The sequence below is a fragment of the Ruegeria sp. HKCCE3926 genome (assembly GCF_017872515.1).
In the GTDB taxonomy this organism is placed as follows: Bacteria; Pseudomonadota; Alphaproteobacteria; order Rhodobacterales; family Rhodobacteraceae; genus Ruegeria.
Genome location: NZ_JAEDOU010000001.1, coordinates 554,911 through 576,828, shown reverse-complemented (window position 1 = coordinate 576,828; position 21,918 = coordinate 554,911). Strand labels below are relative to the sequence as shown.

The window sequence follows — 21,918 nt, the reverse complement described above, 5'->3', positions numbered from 1 at the left end:
CAGTGTTTTAAGGCATGTTGATTGACTTATTCGAAAAATATATTGCCATTGGCGCCATTGTTCTGCGCCTCGCTTGCTGGGTGCTCTTATAACGGTTTCGGCACTTCGTCTTCAGCCGCCATCGTGACTGGCAATGCAATTGTGCACGAGCTACGCGGTCGCGGGCTGCATGTTGCTACGATGCGCGGCACGGCAATCTTCAGCTTGGGCATCTATCACGAGGTTCTGGTTTTTGCCGGAAATTGCGAAGAAGGCCCGGCAAGGCTGACAGACCGTCAGGCACTGATCAAAAACCAAACTCTTGCAGCATCCGTGACAGACACGACAGGGCTGGAGATCGCCCTTGGCCGCAGATGGAGCGGCCTGACTCTTGGCCGCCATCAGGCCGCTGTTCTGGTGGATGTGCCACAGGGCGCCGAAATCTCCCGCAGCCTGCATCTGGATCTGACTGACCCGTCGGCAACCAGCGTTGATCAACAGGATGACACTCTGTGCATGAAGGAGACGGGGACGTGAAAAAATTATTTATTTTTTTTGGGTTAAGCAGTGTTTGGGGATGTGGCGATACGCTTTATGTCGCGCATGATACAGTTGTCGGTATCAATGCCGCCGTCAGCGCCAATCGGCAGCAAGGCCAGGTTGTGATCGGTTATGACAGAGATTTCGCTGCCGTGGTTCCCGTGATTGAACCAGGCAAGGTCGGTCCCGACGGCACATCGCGCACAGATCGCGAGGCTATGGCCGTATTCGGCTGCACACGGATGGAAACCAAGAGCATTTTCTTGACCCGATACTCAGACGTTATTTCCACCGGAGACGCCGCAAACAAACTTGCAAAGACGCTTGGAACAAAAAACCGAACCGATGGTGCCGCGAGACTGGTCACCTGCGGTGAAGACAAAGAGGGAAAAGACAAGGACACCGGCAATGAACAGGGCAATGACAACCAATCGACCGGAGGAAATGGCAATGGCTGACAACCCAAGACTTTCTTGGATCATCCTCCTGGCAATCGGGGGCTTTGGCCTTGTCGGCTGCACCTCGATTCAGGATCGCAGTTTGGTCTATGGGGAACGCAGCGGCGTGAACATCGCCTTGCGCTCTGATCCCGCCAAGGCGCTGCCTGTCGAGGTCAATGCAGGTGTACAGCGCCGCGTGACAACGCTGGTTCCGCCCATATCGCGCGATCAAAACAAACGACCCAATGATGAGGCGGTCAGTTTGGTTTCGACATTTGACCTGACCTATGACAATGCCGACGCTTCCAAAGGTCTTTTCGGAGGTCGGACGCGAATTGCATCGATCTTTACGACAGGTTCAGCCGCGACCGAGCTGGCGACGGCCATTGAACAGGGCAATGGGACGTCAGAGGGTATCGCCAATGCCGCAGAAGCGAACCGCGCATTCGTACTTGGGCACGATTGAGTCAGTCCGCCTGTGTCATCAAAGCCCTGATTCTGGTGCGTAGCTTACCCGCGCCCCTTCAGATGCTTGGCCAATGCGCCCGCGTTTTTCTTGCGCCGACCCTTGTAGGGGTTCTTGTCCCCCTGCCCGCGCAGCGTCAGGCGGATCGGTGTTCCGGGCATGTCGAAATCCTGCCGTAAACCGTTCACCAAGTAACGGGTATAGCTTTCAGGCATTTTGTCGGGATGCGAACACATCACCACAAACCCCGGAGGTCGGGTCTTGGCCTGCGTCATGTAGCGCAGTTTGATCCGGCGTCCCTGTGGGGCTGGCGGCGGGTGTTGTTCCAGCATGGCCGTCAGCCAGCGGTTCAGAGCGGCAGTCGGCACCCGGCGGTTCCAGACGTCATGGGCGCGCAGGATCGCGTCGCGCAAACGCTCCAGTCCCCGGCCCGTCTTGGCGGAAACCGTGATCAGCGGCGCGCCGCGAAGTTGCGGCAGCAGCCGGTCAAACGACTCTTTCAACTCGCGCAGCTTTTCCTGCTTGTTGTCTTCGATGTCCCATTTGTTGACGGCGACGACAACGGCCCGGCCTTCACGCTCGGCCAAATCGGCAATCCGCAGATCTTGCTGTTCAAACGGGATCGCGGCGTCCAGCAACACAACGACGATCTCGGCAAATTTTACCGCGCGCAGGCCGTCGGACACGGAAAGCTTTTCCAGCTTTTCCTGTACTTTTGCTTTCTTGCGCATCCCTGCGGTGTCAAAGATCCGCATCGGCGTGCTTTGGCCGTCCGGGTCAGCCCAGTCGATTCGCAAGCTGATTGCGTCACGCGTGATCCCGGCCTCTGGCCCGGTCAACAGACGGTCTTCGCCGATGATCTTGTTGATCAAGGTGGATTTGCCCGCATTTGGACGCCCCACCACCGCAACCTGCAAGGGCTTGGCTGCGGTGATCAGCGGCGTCTCGCCCTCACCGTCTTCGTCCAGTTCAATGTCCGTTTGCGGGGCTTCCTCGACTTGTTTTTCCTCTGCCGCGTCTGCCAGAGGCATCAGCTGCGCATAAAGGTCTGTCATCCCTTCACCATGTTCGCCCGACAAGCGGACCGGTTCACCCAGACCAAGGTTGTAAGCTTCCAGAACACCCGCATCCGCAGCATTGCCTTCGGCCTTGTTGGCCGCAAGTATCACGTGCTTGGACCGTTTGCGCAGGATCTCTGCGAACATTTCATCCGTTGGTGTCACACCCACGCGCGCGTCGATCATGAACAGGCAGACATCAGCCATGTCCACGGCACGTTCCGTCAGACGGCGCATCCGCCCCTGAAGGCTGTCATCCGTCGCGTCCTCAAGACCCGCCGTATCAATCACGGTAAAGCGCAGATCGCCCAGACGCCCTTCGCCTTCGCGCAGGTCACGCGTCACGCCGGGCTGGTCGTCGACCAGGGCCAGACGTTTGCCCACAAGGCGGTTGAACAGGGTGGATTTGCCCACATTCGGGCGCCCCACGATGGCGAGGGTCAGCGACATGATACTCAACTTTCAAGACTCAAGAAGCGCCCTTTAGCGCATCTTGCCGTCAACGGAAAGCGTGTAGATCCCCCTTGGAGGAAACGACATACAGCGTTTGCCCGGCAACAACCGGAGCCGTAGTTGCACCTCCGGGAACTTCGACCTGGTGAACCAGTGCCCCGTTAACCGGATTGAAGAAGCGCAGATAGCCATCATTGGACGCAATCACAATACGGCCTCCGGCCAGGATCGGACCGTAATGTGCAAAGATCGGACCGCGGCGGCCTCGCTTGTCCTTGACAAAGCTTGGCAGATCCTGCGCCCAGATGACCGAGCCATCGGCCGCATTCAAGCGCACCAGCTGACTGCGGTCACTGATCAGGAAGATGCTGTTGCCTGCAGGCCAGACAGTGTCAACCGCTCCTTCATCGGCGGTCCAGCGGCGTTCACCGGTGGCGGCGTCAAAGGCAACGGTCCGGCCAGAATGGTTGCCGATATAGATTGTGTTTCCGACAACCATCGGACTGCCGGTCACGTCAACGATCTGCGCGGCGGCCCGTCCCCGCCGCCCGCCTGCGACCGACGCATTCCAGCGACGGATGCCCCCACGGCGGAAGGTGGCCGCAACATCGCCGGACCCGAATGCAAACACTGCCAGGTCCGAGGCAATCACCGGTGCCGGTGCGCCCAGAACGTTACCGACGCTGGGCGTGCCTTCGATTTGCCAGGCGATACGCCCGTCCTTGGTGTTGATGGTCCACCCGGTTTCGTCCCCCGCGACAAGGTACAACAACCCGTCATTGACCATCGGAGAGCCGCTTCCGGTTGCGTCCAATCGCTTCTGCCACCGCACGGCGCCCGTTTTTGCATCCAATGCGGTCAGTCGCCCGAACCCGGACGACACGTAGAGAACGCCGTTCGAATAGGCCAGGCCGCCACCGGTGGCGTCTGCATCACCGTCGCTTGGCGGAACCAGATCGGTATCCCAGGCCAACTGACCCTGCGGCGTGACCGCTGACACCGTCGCCCCCGCATCCAGTGTATAAATCAACCCGCCCGCAACCACCGGTTCGGCGGTGATACGTTGCTTGCGCGAGTCGCCCTGCCCGATCGACACAGACCAGACCCGCTGTGGCGTGCCACGCAGTGCTGCGTTCGTGGTTCGGTAAGCAGCCGTCCCCGGGCTTTGCGGCCAGCTGGCATTCGCTTTTTGAGCTGGCAGGCTGATGGGCTGAGAGCCGCTCTTTTCCACTGTTTCCAGATCAGACGCCGGACGGATGTCTTCACGTTCTCCGGGCAAGATCGCTTCAGGGGGTTCACAGGCGGTCAATGCGGTCAAAGCCAGTGCCGCAACCGGCAATCCCGCGCGGGAAATTAGTCTTGTTACCATGATGTTCCGAACTCGCCTGTCATTAAGTCTTTTGTCCCGCCTGGTCAGCCCTGCTGTGCCACCAATGGCTCGGGTTCGCCGCCCAATGCAACTATCAGTTGGGCCGCACGTTGTTGCAGATCAATACCGACCTCGGCGTCCTGACGCAGCGCCTGCAAGCGGTCCAGTGCCGCATCGACATTGCCCTCGGACACGTCGATCAGGGCCAGTTGCTCCTCGGCCAGCAGTCGAAGGGGCGCACCCGGCGCCGCCAGCGCTTCGAACTGCTGTCGACGGTCAGCGGCGGGCAAGGTGTCGCTTTGCAACAACAGCGCCTTGAAGCTTGCGATCGCGCGATAGATCTCGGGCAAATCCCCCTGCACGGCAACCGCGTTCAGACTGTTGACCGCCTCTTCGCGCGATCCCGCTTCAAGCTGAGACGCAGACAGCAGCATGTTCAGAACAGCATTCCCGCCCGGCGACTGCGCCTCGGTTTCCCGCAAACCGGCCGCCCGTGCATCAGAATCGTTTTCCGACAGAGCCGCCAGAATCGAGTCACCCAGATCCTGCGCCTGCGCCGTATCGCGGGATTTGCTGTATTCATTGAACGCCGCCCCGCCGACAATCAGCGCGACCGCCGCCACACCAACCCAACCCCAGCGGCGCAGCAGCAGATACATCCGATCACGGCGTACCTCTTCCGTGACCTCATCAATGAAACTGTCGGTGTCGCTCATTCCTGCCCCCTGGGCTGTGTGTCTTGCATAAGTGCGCCATGTCATACCCCGGCACCAACGCCAAGCCAAGGGTCCGATTTTGCGCATTTTCACCGCTTGGCTTCTCACTTGCGAAAAAAACTAAACCGAACTATTCAGTTTAGTGTAGAAATTACACAGCCGACGCCCCATTTCATACCAAGACGGCCCCGCTTTTGTTGGCACCGAATTCTAGGAGAAACACTGAATGCGTTTGATTTCTTTCATCAACGCCCTTCTGGTTATTGTTGCGTTGTATTTTCTTGTTTTTGAGCGCGACTCTTTGTTTGCTTTCGCCGGACGTGGCGAAGCAGAAGAAGCGGTACAGACCGAAGCCGTCGAATCCGACGAGACCGATATTGATGCCGTTGGCGTGGTCGCCCTGCGTTCGCAGGCGCGCGAAATTGACAGTGCGGTTCTGCTGCGAGGACAAACCAAGGCGAACCGGCAGGTCGAGGTTTTGTCTGAAACCACATCCACGGTGATCTCGGAACCCAAGCGCAAAGGTGCCTTTGTCGAGGCCGGGGATGTTCTGTGTGAACTCGACCCCGGCACGCGTCCGGCGCAACTGGCCGAGGCGCTGGCCGGAAAACTCGAAGCCGAAAGCCGCATTCCCGAGGCTGAAGCCCGCTTGCAAGAGGCGCATGCCCGTGTGGCCGAGGCCGAAATCAATCTGACGGCTTCGCGCAAACTGGCGGAGACCGGGTTTGCTTCGGAAACCCGCCGAATTTCCAGCGAGGCTGCGATGAGCGCTGCCAAAGCAGGTATAAAATCCGCCGAAGCCGAGCTGGAGGCGACCCGGGCCGGAATCGAAGCAGCCGCAGCCGCAGTTGAAGCCGCGCAGCGAGAGGTCGGACGCCTGACCATCAAAGCCCCGTTCAAGGGCCTGCTGGAAAGCGACACCGCAGAATTGGGCAGCCTGATGCAGCCCGGATCGCTGTGCGCAACCGTGATTCAGCTTGATCCGATCAAACTGGTCGGGTTCGTGCCGGAAACCGAAGTCAACCGTGTTCAGGTGGGGTCCGAGGCATCGGCAACGCTGGTCACCGGTCGGCAGCTTGGCGGCCGCGTCACGTTCCTCAGCCGGTCGGCTGATGAAACAACGCGCACGTTCGAAGTTGAAATCACGGTTCCGAACCCGGATCTGACCATTCGCGACGGTCAGACCGCGACCATCAGCATCGCAGCCGAAGGCACAAAGGCACATCTGCTGCCGCAATCCGCCCTGACCCTAAGCAACGAGGGTCAATTGGGTGTCCGTACTGTCGGCACCGGCAATGTGGTGGATTTCCTGCCTGTCCGCATTCTGCGTGACACGGCCGAGGGGGTCTGGGTCGACGGTATCCCCGAAACAGCCGACATAATCATTGTCGGACAAGAGTTTGTGACACGCGGTGTGACCGTAGCGCCGACTTATCGGGAAGCGTCACAATGACCGGTGTTGTCGCATGGGCCGCTGATCGAGCCCGCATGGTGTTGGCATTTATCGCGATTTCGCTGGTTATCGGCGGATTTGCCTATGTCTCGCTTCCGAAAGAAGGCGAGCCGGATATCGAAATCCCTGCCCTGTTTGTATCCGTGCAGTTTCCCGGGATTTCCGCAGAGGATTCCGAAAACCTGCTGATCAAGCCGATGGAGACCGAACTGGCGGATCTCGACGGGCTCAAGGAAATGACATCGACCGCTGCCGAAAACTATGCGGGGGTCGCGCTGGAATTTGACTTCGGTTGGGACAAGACCGCGATCATGGCCGATGTGCGTGACGCGATGAACACAGCTCAGGCGGACTTTCCCGAAGGCGCAGAACAATATTCCCTGACCGAGATCAACTTTTCCGAATTCCCGATCGTCATCGTGAACCTGACCGGTCCCGTTCCCGAACGCACGATGGCCCGTGTCGCCAAGGATCTACAGGACGATCTTGAGGCTCTGGATTCCGTTCTCGAAGCCGGTATCGCAGGCAATCGCGACGAGATGCTCGAGGTTGTGATCGATCCGCTTCGGCTTGAAGCGTACAACGTGACGGCGGACGAGCTGATCAACGTGGTACGGAACAACAACCAGTTGATTGCAGCCGGTGAAGTTGAAACCGCGCAGGGCACCTTCTCGGTCAAGATACCGTCGTCGTTCAAAACCGCACAGGATGTTTACGGCCTGCCCATCAAGGTCAACGGTGATCGGGTCGTCACCTTGGGGGAACTGGCACAGATCAACTACACTTTCGAAGACCGCGAAGGGACGGCCCGTTTCAACGGTGAACCGACCGTCGCATTGCAGGTGGTCAAGCGCAAGGGCTATAACCTGATCGACACCGTCGCGCAGGTGAAGGAAACCATTGCGCATGCAAAGACCAAGTGGCCGCCCGAGCTTCAGGCGGCGGTTGATCTGGGTACATCGAACGACCAGAGCCGCATCGTCGGCTCGATGGTCAGCCAGCTTGAAGGCTCGGTATTGACCGCGATTGCGCTGGTGATGATCGTGGTTCTTGCCTCGTTGGGTACGCGGGCCGCCCTGCTGGTCGGTTTTGCGATCCCGACCTCGTTCCTGCTGTGTTTTGCGTTTCTGGCGGTCATGGGTGTCAGCATCTCGAACATCGTGATGTTCGGCCTCATCCTGGCGGTGGGGATGCTGGTGGATGGCGCCATCGTCGTGGTGGAATACGCAGACAAACGCATCAAGGAAGGCGTGGGCCCGATGCACGCCTATGTCGAGGCCGCCCAGCGCATGTTCTGGCCCATCGTGTCCTCGACCGCGACGACGCTGTGTGCGTTCCTGCCCATGTTGTTCTGGCCCGGTATTCCCGGTGAGTTCATGGGAATGCTGCCGGTCACGCTGATCTTCGTTCTGTCGGCGTCGCTGATCGTGGCGCTGATCTATCTGCCGGTCATGGGCGGTGTGTCCGGCCGCCTGAGCCGCCTCTTCGATCGGTCTTCGACCTGGTTGCGGGCGCGCACGCCATGGTGGGTCCGGGTGCTGATGGTGCCGCCGTCGCTGTACATGATCTTTCTGGGTGCGATGCAGGTTCTGAACCCCAACTACCTGCTGCCCGGTGGCTCGATCGCCGGGGCGCTGCTGTTCCTGTTCGGGGCGTTTGCCGGGTCCGTAACCCTGAGCGCGGCCAAAATGGAACGCGCCGAAGAGGACCACGTTCATACAGCGGACGAACACACTTTTTTTGGCCATGTCGTTCGGTTCCTTGTCGGCAATCCGATCATGCCGATCGTTTCCCTGCTGACGGTTTTCACGGCGGTGTATTTCGTGGCCTTCGTCTGGTTTCCTCAGGAATCCCGTGGGGTTGAATTCTTCGTGGAAAGCGAACCTGAACAGGCCACCGCATATGTGCGTGCCCGCGGGAACCTTTCCCTGGCGGAAAAAGACGCGATGGTTCTTGCCGCCGAAGAAATCATTGGAACCCACCCTGCGGTCATCAACGTCTTTGCCTTTGCGGGCGAAGGTGGCCTGAACCAGAACAACGGTGGCGCTCAGGCGCCGGCCGATACAGTGGGCCGGGTTCAGTTCGAGATCATCCCCTGGGAAGACCGCCCCAACGTTTCGGAATCGGCCCTGTGGGGCCTGTTCGAACGGCACTTCGTGGCGCCCGAATATGATGGCGACTTCGTGATTGATGAGCTGAATGCCCAACTTGCAACGATCCCCGGCATCATCGTCGAGATTTTGCCGTTGGAGCAAGGCCCTGCTTCGGCCAAGCCTGTGCATCTGCGCATCAAGGGTGACGGGTGGGAAGACCTGACCTCGGCAGCGATCACCGCCCGCGAGGTTTTCGACACCACGCCGGGCCTGATCAAGACCGAAGACACCCTGCCCCTGCCCGGCATCGACTGGCAGATTGACGTGGATGTCGCCAAGGCCGGTCGGTTCGGAGCCGACGTGGCAACCGTCGGCGCCATGGTCCAGTTGGTCACGCGCGGTATATTGCTGGGCGAGATGCGCCCGGACAGCAATGACGAAGAGATCGAAATTCGCGTTCGCCTGCCCGAAGAAGACCGCGTTTTGTCGACACTGGATACACTCAAGGTCCGTACCCCGGACGGTTTGGTGCCCTTGTCGAACTTCGTAACGCGCAAACCCGTGGCCAAGCTGGCCGAGATCAACCGCGTCGACCAGCAGCGATACTACGACGTCAAAGCGGATGTCGAACCGGGGCTGAGCAAGGTTGTGACCGAAGGCCCCGATGGAAAACAGGTGCGGCTGGCCGTCATGCGTGAAGTGACGGAAGGCTACACACCGACCGGCACCGTTCTGAATGGTACGGGTGGAAAGTCGTATGAACTGGTTCAACTGACCGGCGCAGAAAGTGTCGACCAGCTGCGCAGCGCAATCGAAGACGGGGATGCTCAGTTTGCGCTGATCAACCCGAACGAGCGTATTGCGGTGCTGACGGAATGGCTGGAAACCGGCCCGTTCGCCAACGCGATCAGCTGGGAATGGACTGGTGATCAGGAAGAGCAGGAAGAATCCGGCGCCTTCCTGGTGAACGCGTTCATGGGCGCCCTGGGGCTTATGTTCGTGATCCTGCTGGCGCAGTTCAACTCGTTCTACAATTCAGTTCTCGTGCTGCTGGCGGTGGTTCTGTCCACCACCGGGGTTCTGATCGGCATGATCGTGATGGAACAGCCCTTCTCGATCATCATGACCGGGACCGGCATCGTGGCCCTGGCCGGTATCGTGGTGAACAACAATATCGTTCTGATCGACACCTATCAGGAATACAGCAGCTATATGCCGAGAATCGAGGCGATCATCCGCACCGCGGAATCCCGTATCCGCCCGGTTCTGCTGACCACGCTGACAACGATGGCCGGTCTGACGCCGATGATGTTCGGCCTGTCGCTGGACTTCATCAATGGCGGCTATTCCATCGACAGCCCCACCGCACTGTGGTGGAAACAGCTGGCCACAGCGGTGGTCTTTGGCCTGGGCATTGCAACTGTTCTGACGCTGATCGTCACCCCATCGCTTCTGGCCTTGCGGGTCTGGGTGACAACCTATGCGATCTGGCTCAGCCGAGTTCTGGCCCGTGTAACGGCAGGCCGGTCCAGCCAGATCGCGCAGGACATGGCGATAGGGCGCTCTGCCCGGCAGATGCAGGCCACTGAAATTGTGTGGGAGGACGACTCGCGTTTTGAAGGATCAGAACAGGACAGTCGATCAGATCAGTCTGGTCGCCCCTCTGGCCCGCCGCTGAAAGCTGCTGAATAAACGAAAAGGACCGGAACTCCCGGTCCTTATTCATTTGGCCATCATCACAACCGGGACCACGTCTGATGCGCGCAAATCGCATGTTCGCATCCTTTGACCAGCAGCTTGTCCCCCTGCAACGTCATCTGTGGCACCGCATCCACGTTGATCAACGGGACCCAGAATTCGCCGCCGCCGTATTTTCCTCCGCCTTCACCGGCCACGTCCCAGAACAGTTTCTTACCGATATTCGGTGTTTGGACTTCCTTGCCTGAAGAGTCATAGGCCGACAGGATCCGACCGCAGAACTTATCCCCACACGCCGTGATTTTGATGTGCGAAATCAGGTTCTTGCGATCAGGTTCAGTCTTCCAGACACCCACGATGGGATCGGCCGCCACAATGACCGGCAGACTAATCGCGATCGCAATAGACGATAGTCGTGACTTCAATCGCTTCATCATGACAGGCACCCTTCTGGTTTTTTGTATTCTACCCTGTTTCGCTCCATGTTTGGATCTTCAGGCCGCTTCCCCGTCCGATTGCTGCCGGTTCCACAATTGGGCATACCGCCCCGACCGCGCCAGCAACTCGTCATGCGTGCCCTGTTCAATGACCTCGCCCGCTTCCAGAACCACGATCCGGTCCGCTTCGGCAATGGTGCTGAGGCGATGGGCAATGGTGATAACCGTACGACCCTCTCCTGCGCGCGCCAGCGCATCCTTGATGTCCTGCTCGGTATCCGTGTCCAAGGCCGAGGTCGCCTCGTCCAGCAACAGGATCGGCGGGTTCTTGAGCAAAGTCCGCGCGATGCCGACTCTTTGTTTTTCACCACCTGACAGTTTGAGCCCCCGTTCACCGACCATAGTGTCATAGCCTTCGGGCAGCGAGGTGATGAAATCGTGAATTTGCGCAGCTCGGGCCGCGGCCTCGACCTCCTCCGGGGTGGCGTCGTCACGGCCATAGGCAATGTTGTACCGGATGCTGTCGTTGAACAATACCGTGTCCTGCGGCACAACGCCGATGGCCGCGTGCAAGCTGGACTGCGTCACATCCCGCACATCCTGTCCATCGATCTTCAAGGATCCTTTGGTCACATCGTAGAACCGGAACAGCAGCCGCCCGATGGTTGATTTGCCAGACCCGGTTGCCCCCACGATGGCCACGGTCTGCCCGGCAGGAACGGTCAACGAAACACCTTTGAGGATCTCCCTTTCAGGGTCATAGCCGAAATGCACATCGTCCAGCGTGACTTCGCCGCCATTCACCTTGAGGTTGGGCGCACAGGGTTTGTCGGTGACTTCGGCGGGCTGTTCAAGCAGATCGAACATCTGGCCCATATCGACCAACGATTGCCGGATTTCCCGGTAGACCGTCCCCAGAAAGTTCAGCGGTACGGTGATCTGGATCATGTAAGCGTTGACCATGACGAAATCGCCCACTGTAAGGTTTCCGCTCTGAACCCCGATGGCAGCCAGAACCATCACACCGATCAAACCACAAGTGATCAGGAATGACTGGCCAAAATTCAGAAATGCCAGCGAATATGCCGTTTTCAGCGCCGCCCCGGCATAGGCTTTCATCGACACATCATATCGCTCAGCTTCGCGCGCTTCGGCATTGAAATACTTGACAGTTTCAAAATTCAGCAGGCTGTCGATGGCGCGCTGATTGGCTTCGGTGTCCTGATCGTTCATCTCGCGCCGAAGCTTCACCCGCCATTCGGTCACGGCAAATGTGAACCAGATATACAGACCGATTGTGACGGCGACGACCACCAGATACCAGACATCGAACAGCCACATCAGGATGATCGCCACCAGCAGCAGTTCCAGGATCAGCGGCCCGATCGAGAACAGCAGAAAGCGCAACAGGAACTCGACGCCCTTGACACCCCGTTCGATGATGCGGCTCAGCCCTCCGGTACGGCGGGACACGTGGTAACGCATCGAGAGGTTGTGAATGTGCCGAAAGGTCTCAAGCGCCAACGCCCGCAGAGCCCTTTGCCCTACGGGCGCAAAGGCCGCATCCCTCAGTTGTTGGAATCCCACGGTCAGCATCCGCGCCACGCCATAGGCGACCGTCAGCCCGACCGCGCCCAGCGCCACCGGCGGCACGCCCTCACCTGCCAGCGCGTCAACGGCACCTTTGTAAAGGATTGGCGTATAGACCGCGATCAGCTTGGCCAGAACCAGCATGACCATGGCAATCACCACGCGGCGCTTTACCCATGGTTCATCCTGTGGCCAAAGATAGGGTGCCACTTTGCGGATCGTGCGCCAGCCCGAGCTTCGCTCGTCACGCGGCACCGTATCGTCCGGGGTCGTAGTAGGTGTTCGTCTCATCACGTACCTTAACTGCGGTCAGAGATTGACCCCGGCCCGCTTGGGCCAGAGGCGATGCTTATTCAGGTATGGTGAAGACCTGCCCCGGATAGATCAGATCCGGATCGCGGATCAGGTCGCGATTGGCTTCGAACAGCCGTACATACAGGACCCCGTCGCCAAACCGGTCGCGCGAGATGGCCCACAGCGTGTCGCCCCGTTGAACCGTAACCGAACGGATGGCAGCTGCTTCGCCCTGCGCGTTGGCCTGACTTGCCGCGACGGCGGCATCCAGTACTTCAACCGGCTCTCGCTTGAACGGGGTTTCGACCCGGCTGAGCACCGTCCCGTCCGTATTCACCGCGTCCACGCGCAGCGTGTAGACACCCGGATCAATCCCCTCCAGATCGCTGCGCCAGGATCCATCCTCTTTCGGGTCGAGATCGGCGATCAGGCGATTGTTCAGGTACAGTCGAACGGCTGCACCGTCCTGCACACGCCCCGTCAGCTGGACATTGCCGGTATCAGAGTACCCGATGGTATCCAGTGCGATCTGATCAGGGGGCGTATCCCGCACCACAGGCGGCTGCACCAGTTCAACCCCTTCTTCGCCGGACCGCAGCACCGCAATCTGCTGATCCGGTTCGGGTGTCTGCGGCGGCGAGTCGGCGGTTTGCGTTTCCTCGGCCTCCGGCACGGTGGTTTCGGTTCCGGTCACATCAGTTTCTGGCGCTGGAACTTCGGTCGCCGTTTCGGGCTCAACGTCTGCATCGGCTGTCGCGATCGTGCCGTCTTCGGCGTCGGCCGTCGTGTCCGGATCGGATGCTGGCGATTCTTCAGTTACAGGCGCTTCTTCGACCGGCTTTGGCAATGCCGCAATCAGATAGTCGTCGGACTGTGTGATCCGTTCGCCATCCTTGCTTTGCAGGACCAACCCCTGAGCCGCGTCGCTGAACGGGATCGAAACAAATTCGGCAAACTGGCCGCTGCCGTCCACGGTAAAGCTGTGCAGGGTTTCGCCGTTCAGCAGCACCTCGATCCGGCTGCCGGGCTCGGCATCGCCGGACAACAGCGCCGTGCCATCTGGCTCAACAAAAATCTGATCCAGGGCCGGAGGGGCCGCTGGCTGGGGCGCGATATCTTCCGTCTTGGCAACGGCGGTGTCCGCGTCAGAGGCGTCAGCCGTTTCACTAGTGTCCTCGGCAGGCTCGGTCGTGGGCCCTTCATCCGCAGGAGCCGCCTGTTCAGCCACTTCCGGTTCCGAAACCTGCGCATCCTGCCCTACAGGTTCCGGGGCTACGGCAGAGGCGGCTTCCTGCGGGGCTCTCGGCTCGGGCGTTTTGGTGAAGACGCCGGACAGATACAATCCACCCGCGCCCAATATCGCAACAAGACCCGCAATCACCCCCCAGATGAAATTGCCCGAGCTTCCGTTTCCCGATTTGGCGTCCATTATTTTCCTTTCACTCCGCCGGGCAAAAGCTATGCGTTGAAAAGCTTTCCGACGGACAGTTGAGCCAATCTATCAATCCCGCTATCACGGGTCAAAACCCCTGACACAACCCCGGAGCCCCCCTTTGATGTCTCAGAAATCAGTCTGTGTGTACTGCGGGTCACGCAATGGAGCCGAGAAGGCTTATTCTGAAACTGCACGGCAGTTTGGCAGCCTGCTGGCGCAGGAAGGCTGGCGGCTGGTCTACGGAGCCGGAGATGTCGGTTTGATGGGTGAAGTGGCCCGCGCCGCGCAGAATGCCGGTGGTGAAACCTTCGGCGTCATTCCGGTGCATCTGGTCAAGCGCGAGGTCGGAAAAACGGATCTGACCCACTTCGTGATCACCGAGACAATGCACGAGCGCAAGAAAGTCATGATCATGAACGCCGACGCCGTCGTGGTCCTGCCGGGCGGTCCGGGGTCGCTGGACGAGCTGTTCGAAGCGCTGACATGGCGCCAGCTTGGCCTGCATGACAAGCCGATCGTCGTGGTCAATGTGAACGGCTATTGGGACGCGTTGCACACATTGTTGGATCAGGTGATCGGGCAAGGCTTTGCCGACACGTCTTTGGCGGATTTCATCACCTGGGTCGAAGACGCCGATACAGCCATGATCGCCCTGCGGGACAAGCTGACCTGAGGATGGGAAACCGTGCGGGCGGTTGAACCGCCCGCCGTATTCATCAGGCAAGTCTGGCTTTGGGTTGCAGACTGAGGCGCACCACCTGCTCGACCTTGTGCAAAGGATGATTGGTCAGGGTCTTGTTGACCTCGGCCACGACCTTTCCCAGCACCTCGCTGTGTAACCGACGCCGCAACAGACCCAGAACATGGGGGCTGGCCACCAGAACCAGCCGATCATAGGCGCCTTTCAGCCCCTTGCGATTCAACAGGTTCGCCAGATCCTGCACGAACAGAGATTTTGCGTGCGCCTTCCACGTGGGTTCTTCAATTGCCGATTTCTGTTTTGGTCCGCCGTCGTTGCGACGACCTGCGCGGTCCGTCGGTTTTCCGGTCGGGCCGTCTTGTTCTTCGACAGCGACGACGACAAAATTGGGATCGTCGGCATCGGTGATATTCTCCATCACCAGCGCTTTCTCTCCATCTGCAACAATAACCCAAGTTCCCTGTGTAAGTGCGACCATTGCGATCTCCTGATTAGGTTGTGTTCTGGGTATCCCTCGACCTGCTGGACATGCGGGTTCGTTGACGCACGAACAGTGCGCAGCCCGATCATTGTTTGAATTGATATGCAGTTTCTCCCTCTACCCTACAGAGATGTGTACTGGAAAACAGCAAACAAGATACCGTCACGCAGAAAGGGCACGTATCGGCGGGTTTTCACCGGCTGGTCATCAACCCTTTAGGCGGACATCTCGACAACGGTGATTTCGGGCGTCACGCCCAGACGAACCGGCAGGATCGAACAGCCGATACCGCCCGAAACGACCAGATCGCGCCCATTTTCGCGTACATGGCCATAGGCATAGCGATTGCCGAATTTCGATGGCACCACGGGCGACCAGCCGAACAGGCGCACTTGGCCACCATGTGTGTGCCCTGAAAGGGTCAAGGCCACCCGCCCGGGCACAGTGGGAAACACATCGGGCTCATGCGCCATCATCACAACCGGAGCGTCATCGGTGATCTGCGCCAGAGTACCTTCCAGATCGTCCAATCCTTGCGGCTTGCCGTTGCGCCAGATCGCCAGCTGATCCTCGAGACCGGCCAGCCAGATGCCCTGAGTTTCGAGTTTGATCGCGGCATTGGACAACACCGAAATTCCGTTCTGTTCCAGAATTTCGGCATAGCGATTGGGCCCGGACCCGCGCCGCTGTGCCGACCTGTCATCCCACCAGTCGTGATTGCCCAGAACGGCAAAGACACCATTCTTCGCCTCAAGCCCGGCAAGCACAGGGGCCAGGTCCTGCATCTTGACCGTGTCCGAGACACCTTTGTGGCTTGCAAAGAAATCACCCAACAGCAGGATCACGTCCGGAGCCAGCGCATTGGTTCGGCGGACCACCTGCCTTACGCGGTTCAGGCCGACATAGGGCTCGCCCACATGCATATCGGACAGTACGGCGATTCTGAGCGGCGGCGCTGTCCAGTCGTCCCGCTGAATGCGCCATTTGCGCACGCGCAGCCGAACTGCGGGTTCAATGATGAACCCGTAGGCGGCCGTGACAAGGCCTGCCAGCGTCGCCGCCAGCAGGCCCTTTATGAACCGACGTCGGTTCAATACGTTACATCCGCGATGCGACGTTTTCCCAGTTCACCAGATTGTCGAGGAAGTTCGACAGGTAGGCCGGGCGCTTGTTGCGGAAATCGATGTAGTAGGAGTGCTCCCAAACATCGCAACCCAGCAGCGCGGTTTGACCAAAGCACAGTGGGTTCACGCCATTCTCGGTTTTTGTGACGGCCAGCGAGCCATCGGCGTTCTTGACCAGCCACGCCCAGCCCGAACCGAACTGACCCGCACCGGCGGCACTGAATTGCGACTTGAATTCATCCACCGAACCGAAGCTTTCGGTCAGCGCCTTTTCCAGCTCGCCCGGCATCTTGGACTCGCCCGGCCCCATCATTTCCCAGAACTGGTTGTGGTTCCACAACTGGCTGATGTTGTTGAAGATACCGTTTTGTGCCACGGCGTTTGCGTCGTATGTACCAACGATGATCTCTTCCAGCGACTTGCCGTCCCATTCGGTGCCGGCGATCAGCTTGTTGCCGTTGTCGACATAGGCCTTGTGGTGCAGGTCGTGGTGATATTCCAACGTTTCCGCGGACATACCCTTGGCTGCCAGCGCGTCATGTGCATAAGGAAGATCAGGAAGTTCAAAAGCCATGTCGGCCCCCTGTTTAAATGTAAGTTGCGGTTCCCAAGGTTAAATGCTTTGGCAACCGCCGCAGGTCAAGGGGCGTGGCAAGAAAACCCGGAGGCAGGCGATGCTGACACAGGCGCGCAAGATGTTCTATCGCGCCCGCGGATATTATGCGGGCAATCTGAACGGCAAGCCGTTTCGTCTGGACCCGTACCATTCGAAATTCTGGCGCAAGGCCACTGCGGGCGCTTGGGAGCCTGAAACATTTGCAGTTCTTGACCGGTTCCTGTCCCCTCAAAGCGACTATCTGGACATCGGCGCGTGGATTGGCCCGACGGTGCTGTACGGTGCGCGAAGGGCACGGCATGTCTGGTGTTTTGAGCCTGACCCGACCGCGTTTCGGCATCTGGCATGGAATCTTGATCTGAACGGTATTCAGAACGTTTCGGCATTCGGGGTCGCCCTGTCAGATCGATTTGGCGTGGCACGCATGGCCTCTGTGCGCGGTGAACCCGGGGATTCCACCAGTTCGCTTCTGCACGACGGGGCGCATGGGTCTGATGCGCTGACAATCGCCTGGGACCAATTTGAGAAAACAAACGACCTGTCAAGGGTTTCGCTGGTCAAAATGGACATCGAGGGCGCGGAATTCATTGTTGCCCCAACTTTGTCCGCGTGGCTGAAGGAACGCCGCCCCGCCCTTCTTCTGTCTCTTCACGCACCTCTGCTTCCGGAAGACCAGAGGCACGAACGTGTCAGCGCATTGATGGATGAACTGGGTTATTACGCAAACCTGTCGGATGACAAGTCACAGCCTGTAGAGATTTCGGACTTGCTGACCGAAGATGGCCTGAGCCGTTTTCACACCGTTCTCTTGCATGGGTAGAACGTCTGGCATTTTTTTCTTCGTTCACGCGAGGTCCCGCTTGCGGCATTGAGGTGTATCAGTTTGATTGCACACACCAAGAATCATGCCCAAGTGGATAAAATGAAAAGACTTTTACCGATTGCAGTCGCCGCATTTCTTGCACATACCGCTGCGGCAGAAACGGTTACCTATCATTGCAAGATGACCAAACAGGACGCCCATGGCTGGATTGCGCCAGAGTATGCGTTCCGGATCGACCCCGCCGCATCTTCGGCGATGGCCGCCACTTCGTACCAGGATTGGGCCAAGGCAAAATTCAAAGACCGCGGCGCCAAGGGATATCGTATTATCTGGAATCTCGATCAGAAAATGGTTGCCGGCGGCAATGTCCGCGTTCGATATCAGGCGAACCTGAAAACAACCGACAATACGGTCGCCGTCCGCATGGCATTCGTTCAGGGAAATTTCGCGAACAAACCTTTCGGAGTCGGGACCTGTTCGACAGTCAAGTAAGAAAAAGCCCCGGATGAACCGGGGCTTTTTTTGTTCAGTAGATCCCAACCTCACTGCCGGGCTGTGCTGCCACCTTGAGCAGTTTGAACACGTAATCCGCAGCGGAACGGAAGCAGACCACGCGGAAGGTCTGTTCATCATCCATCCAAAAAGCACCAGCCACCTGCGCCAGACGCGTGCGGCGAATCTGGCCGGGCTGGAATGCATCCGCCGACAGATCGACGGGCGCGACCTTGCCCAGCACCTCTCTTGCGCTGGCACCAGAGACGCTGAAGACGGCGCGGGCATCCGAGACATTGACCGCCAAAGCATGGGTGCCGCTCAGGGCACCGACCATGTCGGCCAGTTTGGCTTCGACCTCGGCATAAGGCACCAGAACCAGCAACTCGTCGGTCGACATCCAAGCCACGCCGGTATCGCCGGTCACAAGCACCTCGCGCTGACCCGGCACTTTCTGACCGGTTGCATCCTTGACAGCCTTGGCCAGCACCTTGTCGGACAGGTCGCCGCGCAGGGTTATCATGCCTTGCAGGCCGCATTCCTGGACCTTGGCGATGCCGTCATAGCTGGCGTGGTTCAATGCGCTGATGGGTTCAGACATTCTGCTTCTCCCCGTCCTTGTCATAAAAGATCGGGTCCACGATCTTGGCTTTGTAGGTTTTGCCGTCCGTGCCCGGGAACTCGACGATCTCGCCCATGCGGTCGGGGCCGTGCTTGATCAGCCCCATGGCGATCCCTTTGCCCAGATTGGCCGAGTAATATGTCGACGTCACACGGCCGATCATGTTGCGCTGACCGTTGGCATTGACGCCCTCGCCCACCGCGTAAGCACCATCCGGCAGAACCGATCCGTCCACAGTCTCGAGACCGACCAGTTTCCAGCGCTCGGGATCCGCCATGTGGGTCCGCGAATGGGCGCGTTTGCCCAGATAATCCTCTTTCTTCTTGGACAGCGCCCAGTGCAGCCCCAGATCCTGCGGGATCACGGTGCCGTCGGTCTCGTCCCCGATCATGATAAAGCCCTTCTCGGCCCGCAGGATGTGCAGACATTCGGTTCCGTAAGGCATCACGCCGAACTCTTTGCCTGCTTCCATCAAGGCATCCCAGAACGCCTGCCCCTGGCTGGCCGGAACGGCGATTTCATAAGACAGCTCGCCTGAGAACGAAATGCGGTAGGCCCGGCAATCGAAGCCTCCGATCTTGCCATCGCGCCATTCCATGAAGGGCAGCGCCTCTTTGCTGACATCCATGCCGCCCAGCTTTTCAAGCACCTTGCGGGCATTGGGGCCGACCACGGCGACCTGCGCGTATTGCTCGGTCACGTTGGCGACATAGACTTTCCAGTCCCACCATTCGGTCTGAAGCCATTCTTCCATGTGACCATGGATACGCTCGGCCCCGCCGGTGGTGGTGTGGCACAGCCAGGTGTCTTCATCGATGCGGGCGACAACGCCGTCGTCGATCAGAAAGCCGTTTTCCGAACACATCAGGCCATAGCGGCATTTGCCGACCTTCAGCGTGGACATCATGTTGGTGTACAACATGTCCAGAAACTTGCTGGCATCCGGGCCTTTGACGATCAACTTGCCCAGCGTCGAGGCATCCAGCAGGCCGAGGTTCTCGCGGGTGTTTTTCACCTCGCGATTCACCGCGTCATGCACGGATTCGCCGGGGCGGACATAGGCATAGGTCCGGCGCCAGTGGCCGACCGGCTCCCAATCGGCGCCGTTCCTGTCGTGCCAGTTGTGCATCGGTGTCCGACGGATCGGCTGAAAGACCTCACCCCGTGCCTCACCACCGATCGCACCCATCGAGATGGGCGTATAGGGCGGACGGAAAGTGGTTGTCCCAACCTTGGGAATTTCGGATTCCAGAGCATCAGCAAGGATCGCCAATCCGTTGATGTTGCTCAACTTACCCTGATCGGTCGCCATGCCCAGCGTGGTATAGCGCTTGGTGTGTTCGACGCTTTCATACCCTTCGCGCGCGGCCAGTTGGACGTCTGAAACCTTGACGTCGTTCTGGAAATCCAGCCAGGATTTCATACGCAATTGGACTTCTGCATTTGCCGGCATCAGCCAGACCGCTTCCATCGGCGCTTCGGCGGTTGTGTCCCCTGCGGGCGCCTTGGTGTTCTTGGGCTTGAAGCCAGCCGCCTTGGCGGCCGCCTTACCGGCCGCATGGGCGTCTGTCAGAACATCCTGCAACGCCAGAGGGCCGTTGGACGCGCCAGCAGCAACAACGAACCCTTTGCCGTCCACCCCCAGCGGCGGACGCTCGGGATCCGGCCGGAAATGCGCGTTCGCCTCATCCCAGATCAGCTTGCCCCCGCAATGGGACCACATGTGCACGACCGGAGACCAGCCGCCGGACATGGCGACTGCATCCGCCTCAACTTCTTCACGCGCGCCGCCGACGCCTTCCTGATTGCAGATGGCTACCTTTTTGACGCGCTTGCCGCCTTTGACCTTGGCAATGGCTTTGCCCGGATCGACGCGGATACCCAACTGGCGGGCTTCTTCCGCCAAAGGTCCGGCCGTTGCCCGGGCGTCAACAATGCGCAAAACATCCACACCTGCCTGTTTCAGGATAATCGCGGTACGATAGGCGTCGTCATTGTTGGTGGCGACGATGACACGTTCGCCCGGGGTAACCCCCCAGTTCACGACATAGTCGCGCATGGCCGATGCCAGCATCACGCCCGGAACATCGTTGCCAGCAAAGGACAATGGTCTTTCAATTGCACCCGTTGCCGTTACAATTTGCTTGGCGCGAATGCGCCACAAACGATGGCGCGGGCCCTGCACGCCCGGCGTGTGGTCCGTCAGACGTTCGTATCCCAGCACATAACCATGGTCATAAACACCCGCTCCCATGCAGCGCGTGCGCATGATGACGTTGTCCATTGTTTCGAGTTCGGAAACCAATTGTTCCACGAACTTATCCACAGGCTCACCATCCACGGTGCCGCCGTCTACCGGCGCGCGACCTCCCCAATGCGCGGTCTGCTCGATCAGCAGGACCTTGGCACCGGATTGTGCCGCCGCCTTGGCTGTCTGCAAACCAGCCACACCGCCGCCGATCACCAGAACATCGGTAAAGGCGTAGAAATGTTCATAAGTGTCGGCATCCCGGTTGTCTTTGTCGGGCGCCTTGCCCAATCCCGCCGACTGCCGGATGAACGGTTCGTAGACGTGTTTCCAGAAGGGTTTGGGGTGGATGAACGTCTTGTAGTAGAAGCCGGCCGGCAAAAACCGGGCAAAGGCCGTGTTCACCGCACCGATATCATATTCAAGGCTTGGCCAATGGTTCTGTGAAATCGCGGTCAAGCCGTTGAACACCTCGGTCGTCGTGGCGCGCTGGTTCGGCTCGAACCGGTTGCCCTGCCCCAGGCCGACAAGCGCGTTCGGCTCTTCCGCGCCGCTGGCGACAACGCCGCGGGGACGGTGGTATTTGAACGACCGGCCAACCATCATCTGGTCATTGGCCAACAGGGCCGAGGCAAGCGTATCCCCCTCATAGCCCTGCATCGAGGTTCCGTTGAAGGTGAATGTGACCTTTTTCGACCGGTCAATCAGCCGGCCTTGTTTTGCGAGACGGGTGCTCATTGTGCGGACCTTTCGCATGTGGAGGCGTCAAAGCCTCCGGCGGGAGTATTATT

General features: G+C 59.1%; 19 protein-coding genes. 8 read left to right on the top strand and 11 right to left on the bottom strand.

Translation table 11 applies throughout. The features are described from left to right. The first annotated feature begins 141 nt into the window (after positions 1–141). From I9184_RS02910 to I9184_RS02900, 3 genes are read left to right on the top strand one after another with little or no spacing between them, the layout of a single operon-like run. Positions 142–516, top strand: a complete 375-nt coding sequence (locus I9184_RS02910; RefSeq protein ID WP_209832707.1) for a hypothetical protein — start codon at positions 142–144, stop codon at positions 514–516. Next, complete coding sequence (locus I9184_RS02905) at positions 492–977, top strand: hypothetical protein (RefSeq protein WP_209832705.1); 486 nt, start codon at positions 492–494, stop codon at positions 975–977. Before I9184_RS02910 ends, I9184_RS02905 begins: the two co-directional genes overlap by 25 nt. Further along, positions 970–1,425: a hypothetical protein gene (locus tag I9184_RS02900; RefSeq protein WP_171631377.1), complete on the top strand. Its 456-nt coding sequence runs from the start codon at positions 970–972 to the stop codon at positions 1,423–1,425. The genes I9184_RS02905 and I9184_RS02900 overlap by 8 nt, the downstream gene beginning before the upstream one ends. A 44-nt stretch (positions 1,426–1,469) precedes the next feature. Here the strand turns inward: I9184_RS02900 and der are convergent, their stop codons facing one another. The 3 genes from der to I9184_RS02885 are packed head-to-tail and all read right to left on the bottom strand — an operon-like array spanning position 1,470 to position 5,021. Beyond that, positions 1,470–2,933, bottom strand: a complete 1,464-nt coding sequence (gene der, locus I9184_RS02895; protein ID WP_209832704.1) for a ribosome biogenesis GTPase Der — start codon at positions 2,931–2,933, stop codon at positions 1,470–1,472. A gap of 49 nt (positions 2,934–2,982) precedes the next feature. After that, a complete protein-coding gene (locus I9184_RS02890; protein ID WP_209832702.1) occupies positions 2,983–4,305 on the bottom strand; it encodes a PQQ-like beta-propeller repeat protein in 1,323 nt (440 codons plus the stop codon). A 44-nt stretch (positions 4,306–4,349) separates the two neighbouring features. Then, positions 4,350–5,021: a hypothetical protein gene (locus tag I9184_RS02885; protein ID WP_209832700.1), complete on the bottom strand. Its 672-nt coding sequence runs from the start codon at positions 5,019–5,021 to the stop codon at positions 4,350–4,352. A 226-nt stretch (positions 5,022–5,247) separates the two neighbouring features. On the opposite strand from I9184_RS02885, the gene I9184_RS02880 reads away from it, so the two are divergent. Continuing rightward, positions 5,248–6,474: an efflux RND transporter periplasmic adaptor subunit gene (locus I9184_RS02880; protein WP_209832698.1), complete on the top strand. Its 1,227-nt coding sequence runs from the start codon at positions 5,248–5,250 to the stop codon at positions 6,472–6,474. Then, a complete protein-coding gene (locus tag I9184_RS02875) occupies positions 6,471–10,259 on the top strand; it encodes an efflux RND transporter permease subunit (RefSeq protein ID WP_171631363.1) in 3,789 nt (1,262 codons plus the stop codon). Before I9184_RS02880 ends, I9184_RS02875 begins: the two co-directional genes overlap by 4 nt. Before the next feature lie 44 nt (positions 10,260–10,303). Here the strand turns inward: I9184_RS02875 and I9184_RS02870 are convergent, their stop codons facing one another. From I9184_RS02870 to I9184_RS02860, 3 genes are read right to left on the bottom strand one after another with little or no spacing between them, the layout of a single operon-like run. After that, positions 10,304–10,702 (bottom strand): DUF2147 domain-containing protein, encoded by a 399-nt coding sequence (locus tag I9184_RS02870; protein WP_171723017.1) that lies wholly within the window; start codon positions 10,700–10,702, stop codon positions 10,304–10,306. A gap of 57 nt (positions 10,703–10,759) precedes the next feature. After that, entirely contained in the window at positions 10,760–12,583 is a 1,824-nt protein-coding gene (locus I9184_RS02865) for an ABC transporter ATP-binding protein/permease (RefSeq protein ID WP_171723016.1), read from the bottom strand. Positions 12,584–12,641: 58 nt separating this feature from the next. After that, positions 12,642–14,015: a LysM peptidoglycan-binding domain-containing protein gene (locus I9184_RS02860; protein WP_209832696.1), complete on the bottom strand. Its 1,374-nt coding sequence runs from the start codon at positions 14,013–14,015 to the stop codon at positions 12,642–12,644. Positions 14,016–14,142: 127 nt separating this feature from the next. Between I9184_RS02860 and I9184_RS02855 the strand changes: the two genes are divergently transcribed. Then, complete coding sequence (locus I9184_RS02855) at positions 14,143–14,694, top strand: TIGR00730 family Rossman fold protein (RefSeq protein ID WP_171167536.1); 552 nt, start codon at positions 14,143–14,145, stop codon at positions 14,692–14,694. Positions 14,695–14,737: 43 nt separating this feature from the next. On the opposite strand, the gene I9184_RS02850 is transcribed toward I9184_RS02855, so the two are convergent. From I9184_RS02850 to I9184_RS02840, 3 genes are all read right to left on the bottom strand, one after another. After that, positions 14,738–15,199 carry a host attachment family protein gene (locus I9184_RS02850; RefSeq protein WP_171631353.1) on the bottom strand — a complete coding sequence of 154 codons (462 nt, stop codon included), beginning with the start codon at positions 15,197–15,199 and terminating at the stop codon, positions 14,738–14,740. A gap of 218 nt (positions 15,200–15,417) precedes the next feature. Next, positions 15,418–16,296, bottom strand: a complete 879-nt coding sequence (locus I9184_RS02845; RefSeq protein WP_209832694.1) for a metallophosphoesterase — start codon at positions 16,294–16,296, stop codon at positions 15,418–15,420. 4 nt (positions 16,297–16,300) lie between these two features. Further along, on the bottom strand, positions 16,301–16,900 hold the full coding sequence (locus I9184_RS02840) for a superoxide dismutase (RefSeq protein WP_171228054.1): 600 nt from the start codon (positions 16,898–16,900) through the stop codon (positions 16,301–16,303). Positions 16,901–16,943: 43 nt separating this feature from the next. On the opposite strand from I9184_RS02840, the gene I9184_RS02835 reads away from it, so the two are divergent. Beyond that, positions 16,944–17,762, top strand: a complete 819-nt coding sequence (locus tag I9184_RS02835) for an FkbM family methyltransferase (protein ID WP_245217963.1) — start codon at positions 16,944–16,946, stop codon at positions 17,760–17,762. A 102-nt stretch (positions 17,763–17,864) separates the two neighbouring features. Then, positions 17,865–18,257, top strand: a complete 393-nt coding sequence (locus I9184_RS02830; RefSeq protein WP_171723012.1) for a hypothetical protein — start codon at positions 17,865–17,867, stop codon at positions 18,255–18,257. 34 nt (positions 18,258–18,291) lie between these two features. Here I9184_RS02830 and I9184_RS02825 read toward each other — a convergent pair whose 3' ends face one another. Together I9184_RS02825 and I9184_RS02820 are read right to left on the bottom strand one after the other, a co-directional pair. Beyond that, positions 18,292–18,858, bottom strand: a complete 567-nt coding sequence (locus tag I9184_RS02825) for a sarcosine oxidase subunit gamma family protein (protein WP_209832692.1) — start codon at positions 18,856–18,858, stop codon at positions 18,292–18,294. Continuing rightward, a complete protein-coding gene (locus tag I9184_RS02820) occupies positions 18,851–21,865 on the bottom strand; it encodes a sarcosine oxidase subunit alpha family protein (protein ID WP_209832691.1) in 3,015 nt (1,004 codons plus the stop codon). The genes I9184_RS02825 and I9184_RS02820 overlap by 8 nt, the downstream gene beginning before the upstream one ends. Positions 21,866–21,918: the final 53 nt, after the last annotated feature.

Excerpts from the sequence above, each read along its gene's own strand:
- I9184_RS02820 (WP_209832691.1), bottom strand. The coding sequence starts at position 21,865 with ATGAGCACCCGTCTCGCAAAACAAGGCCGGCTGATTGACCGGTCGAAA.
- I9184_RS02850 (WP_171631353.1), bottom strand. The coding sequence starts at position 15,199 with ATGGTCGCACTTACACAGGGAACTTGGGTTATTGTTGCAGATGGAGAG.
- der (WP_209832704.1), bottom strand. The coding sequence starts at position 2,933 with ATGTCGCTGACCCTCGCCATCGTGGGGCGCCCGAATGTGGGCAAATCC.
- I9184_RS02865 (WP_171723016.1), bottom strand. The coding sequence starts at position 12,583 with ATGAGACGAACACCTACTACGACCCCGGACGATACGGTGCCGCGTGAC.
- I9184_RS02875 (WP_171631363.1), top strand. The coding sequence starts at position 6,471 with ATGACCGGTGTTGTCGCATGGGCCGCTGATCGAGCCCGCATGGTGTTG.
- I9184_RS02870 (WP_171723017.1), bottom strand. The coding sequence starts at position 10,702 with ATGATGAAGCGATTGAAGTCACGACTATCGTCTATTGCGATCGCGATT.
- I9184_RS02835 (WP_245217963.1), top strand. The coding sequence starts at position 16,944 with ATGCTTTGGCAACCGCCGCAGGTCAAGGGGCGTGGCAAGAAAACCCGG.
- I9184_RS02855 (WP_171167536.1), top strand. The coding sequence starts at position 14,143 with ATGTCTCAGAAATCAGTCTGTGTGTACTGCGGGTCACGCAATGGAGCC.
- I9184_RS02860 (WP_209832696.1), bottom strand. The coding sequence starts at position 14,015 with ATGGACGCCAAATCGGGAAACGGAAGCTCGGGCAATTTCATCTGGGGG.
- I9184_RS02825 (WP_209832692.1), bottom strand. The coding sequence starts at position 18,858 with ATGTCTGAACCCATCAGCGCATTGAACCACGCCAGCTATGACGGCATC.
- I9184_RS02830 (WP_171723012.1), top strand. The coding sequence starts at position 17,865 with ATGAAAAGACTTTTACCGATTGCAGTCGCCGCATTTCTTGCACATACC.
- I9184_RS02885 (WP_209832700.1), bottom strand. The coding sequence starts at position 5,021 with ATGAGCGACACCGACAGTTTCATTGATGAGGTCACGGAAGAGGTACGC.
- I9184_RS02840 (WP_171228054.1), bottom strand. The coding sequence starts at position 16,900 with ATGGCTTTTGAACTTCCTGATCTTCCTTATGCACATGACGCGCTGGCA.
- I9184_RS02880 (WP_209832698.1), top strand. The coding sequence starts at position 5,248 with ATGCGTTTGATTTCTTTCATCAACGCCCTTCTGGTTATTGTTGCGTTG.
- I9184_RS02890 (WP_209832702.1), bottom strand. The coding sequence starts at position 4,305 with ATGGTAACAAGACTAATTTCCCGCGCGGGATTGCCGGTTGCGGCACTG.
- I9184_RS02900 (WP_171631377.1), top strand. The coding sequence starts at position 970 with ATGGCTGACAACCCAAGACTTTCTTGGATCATCCTCCTGGCAATCGGG.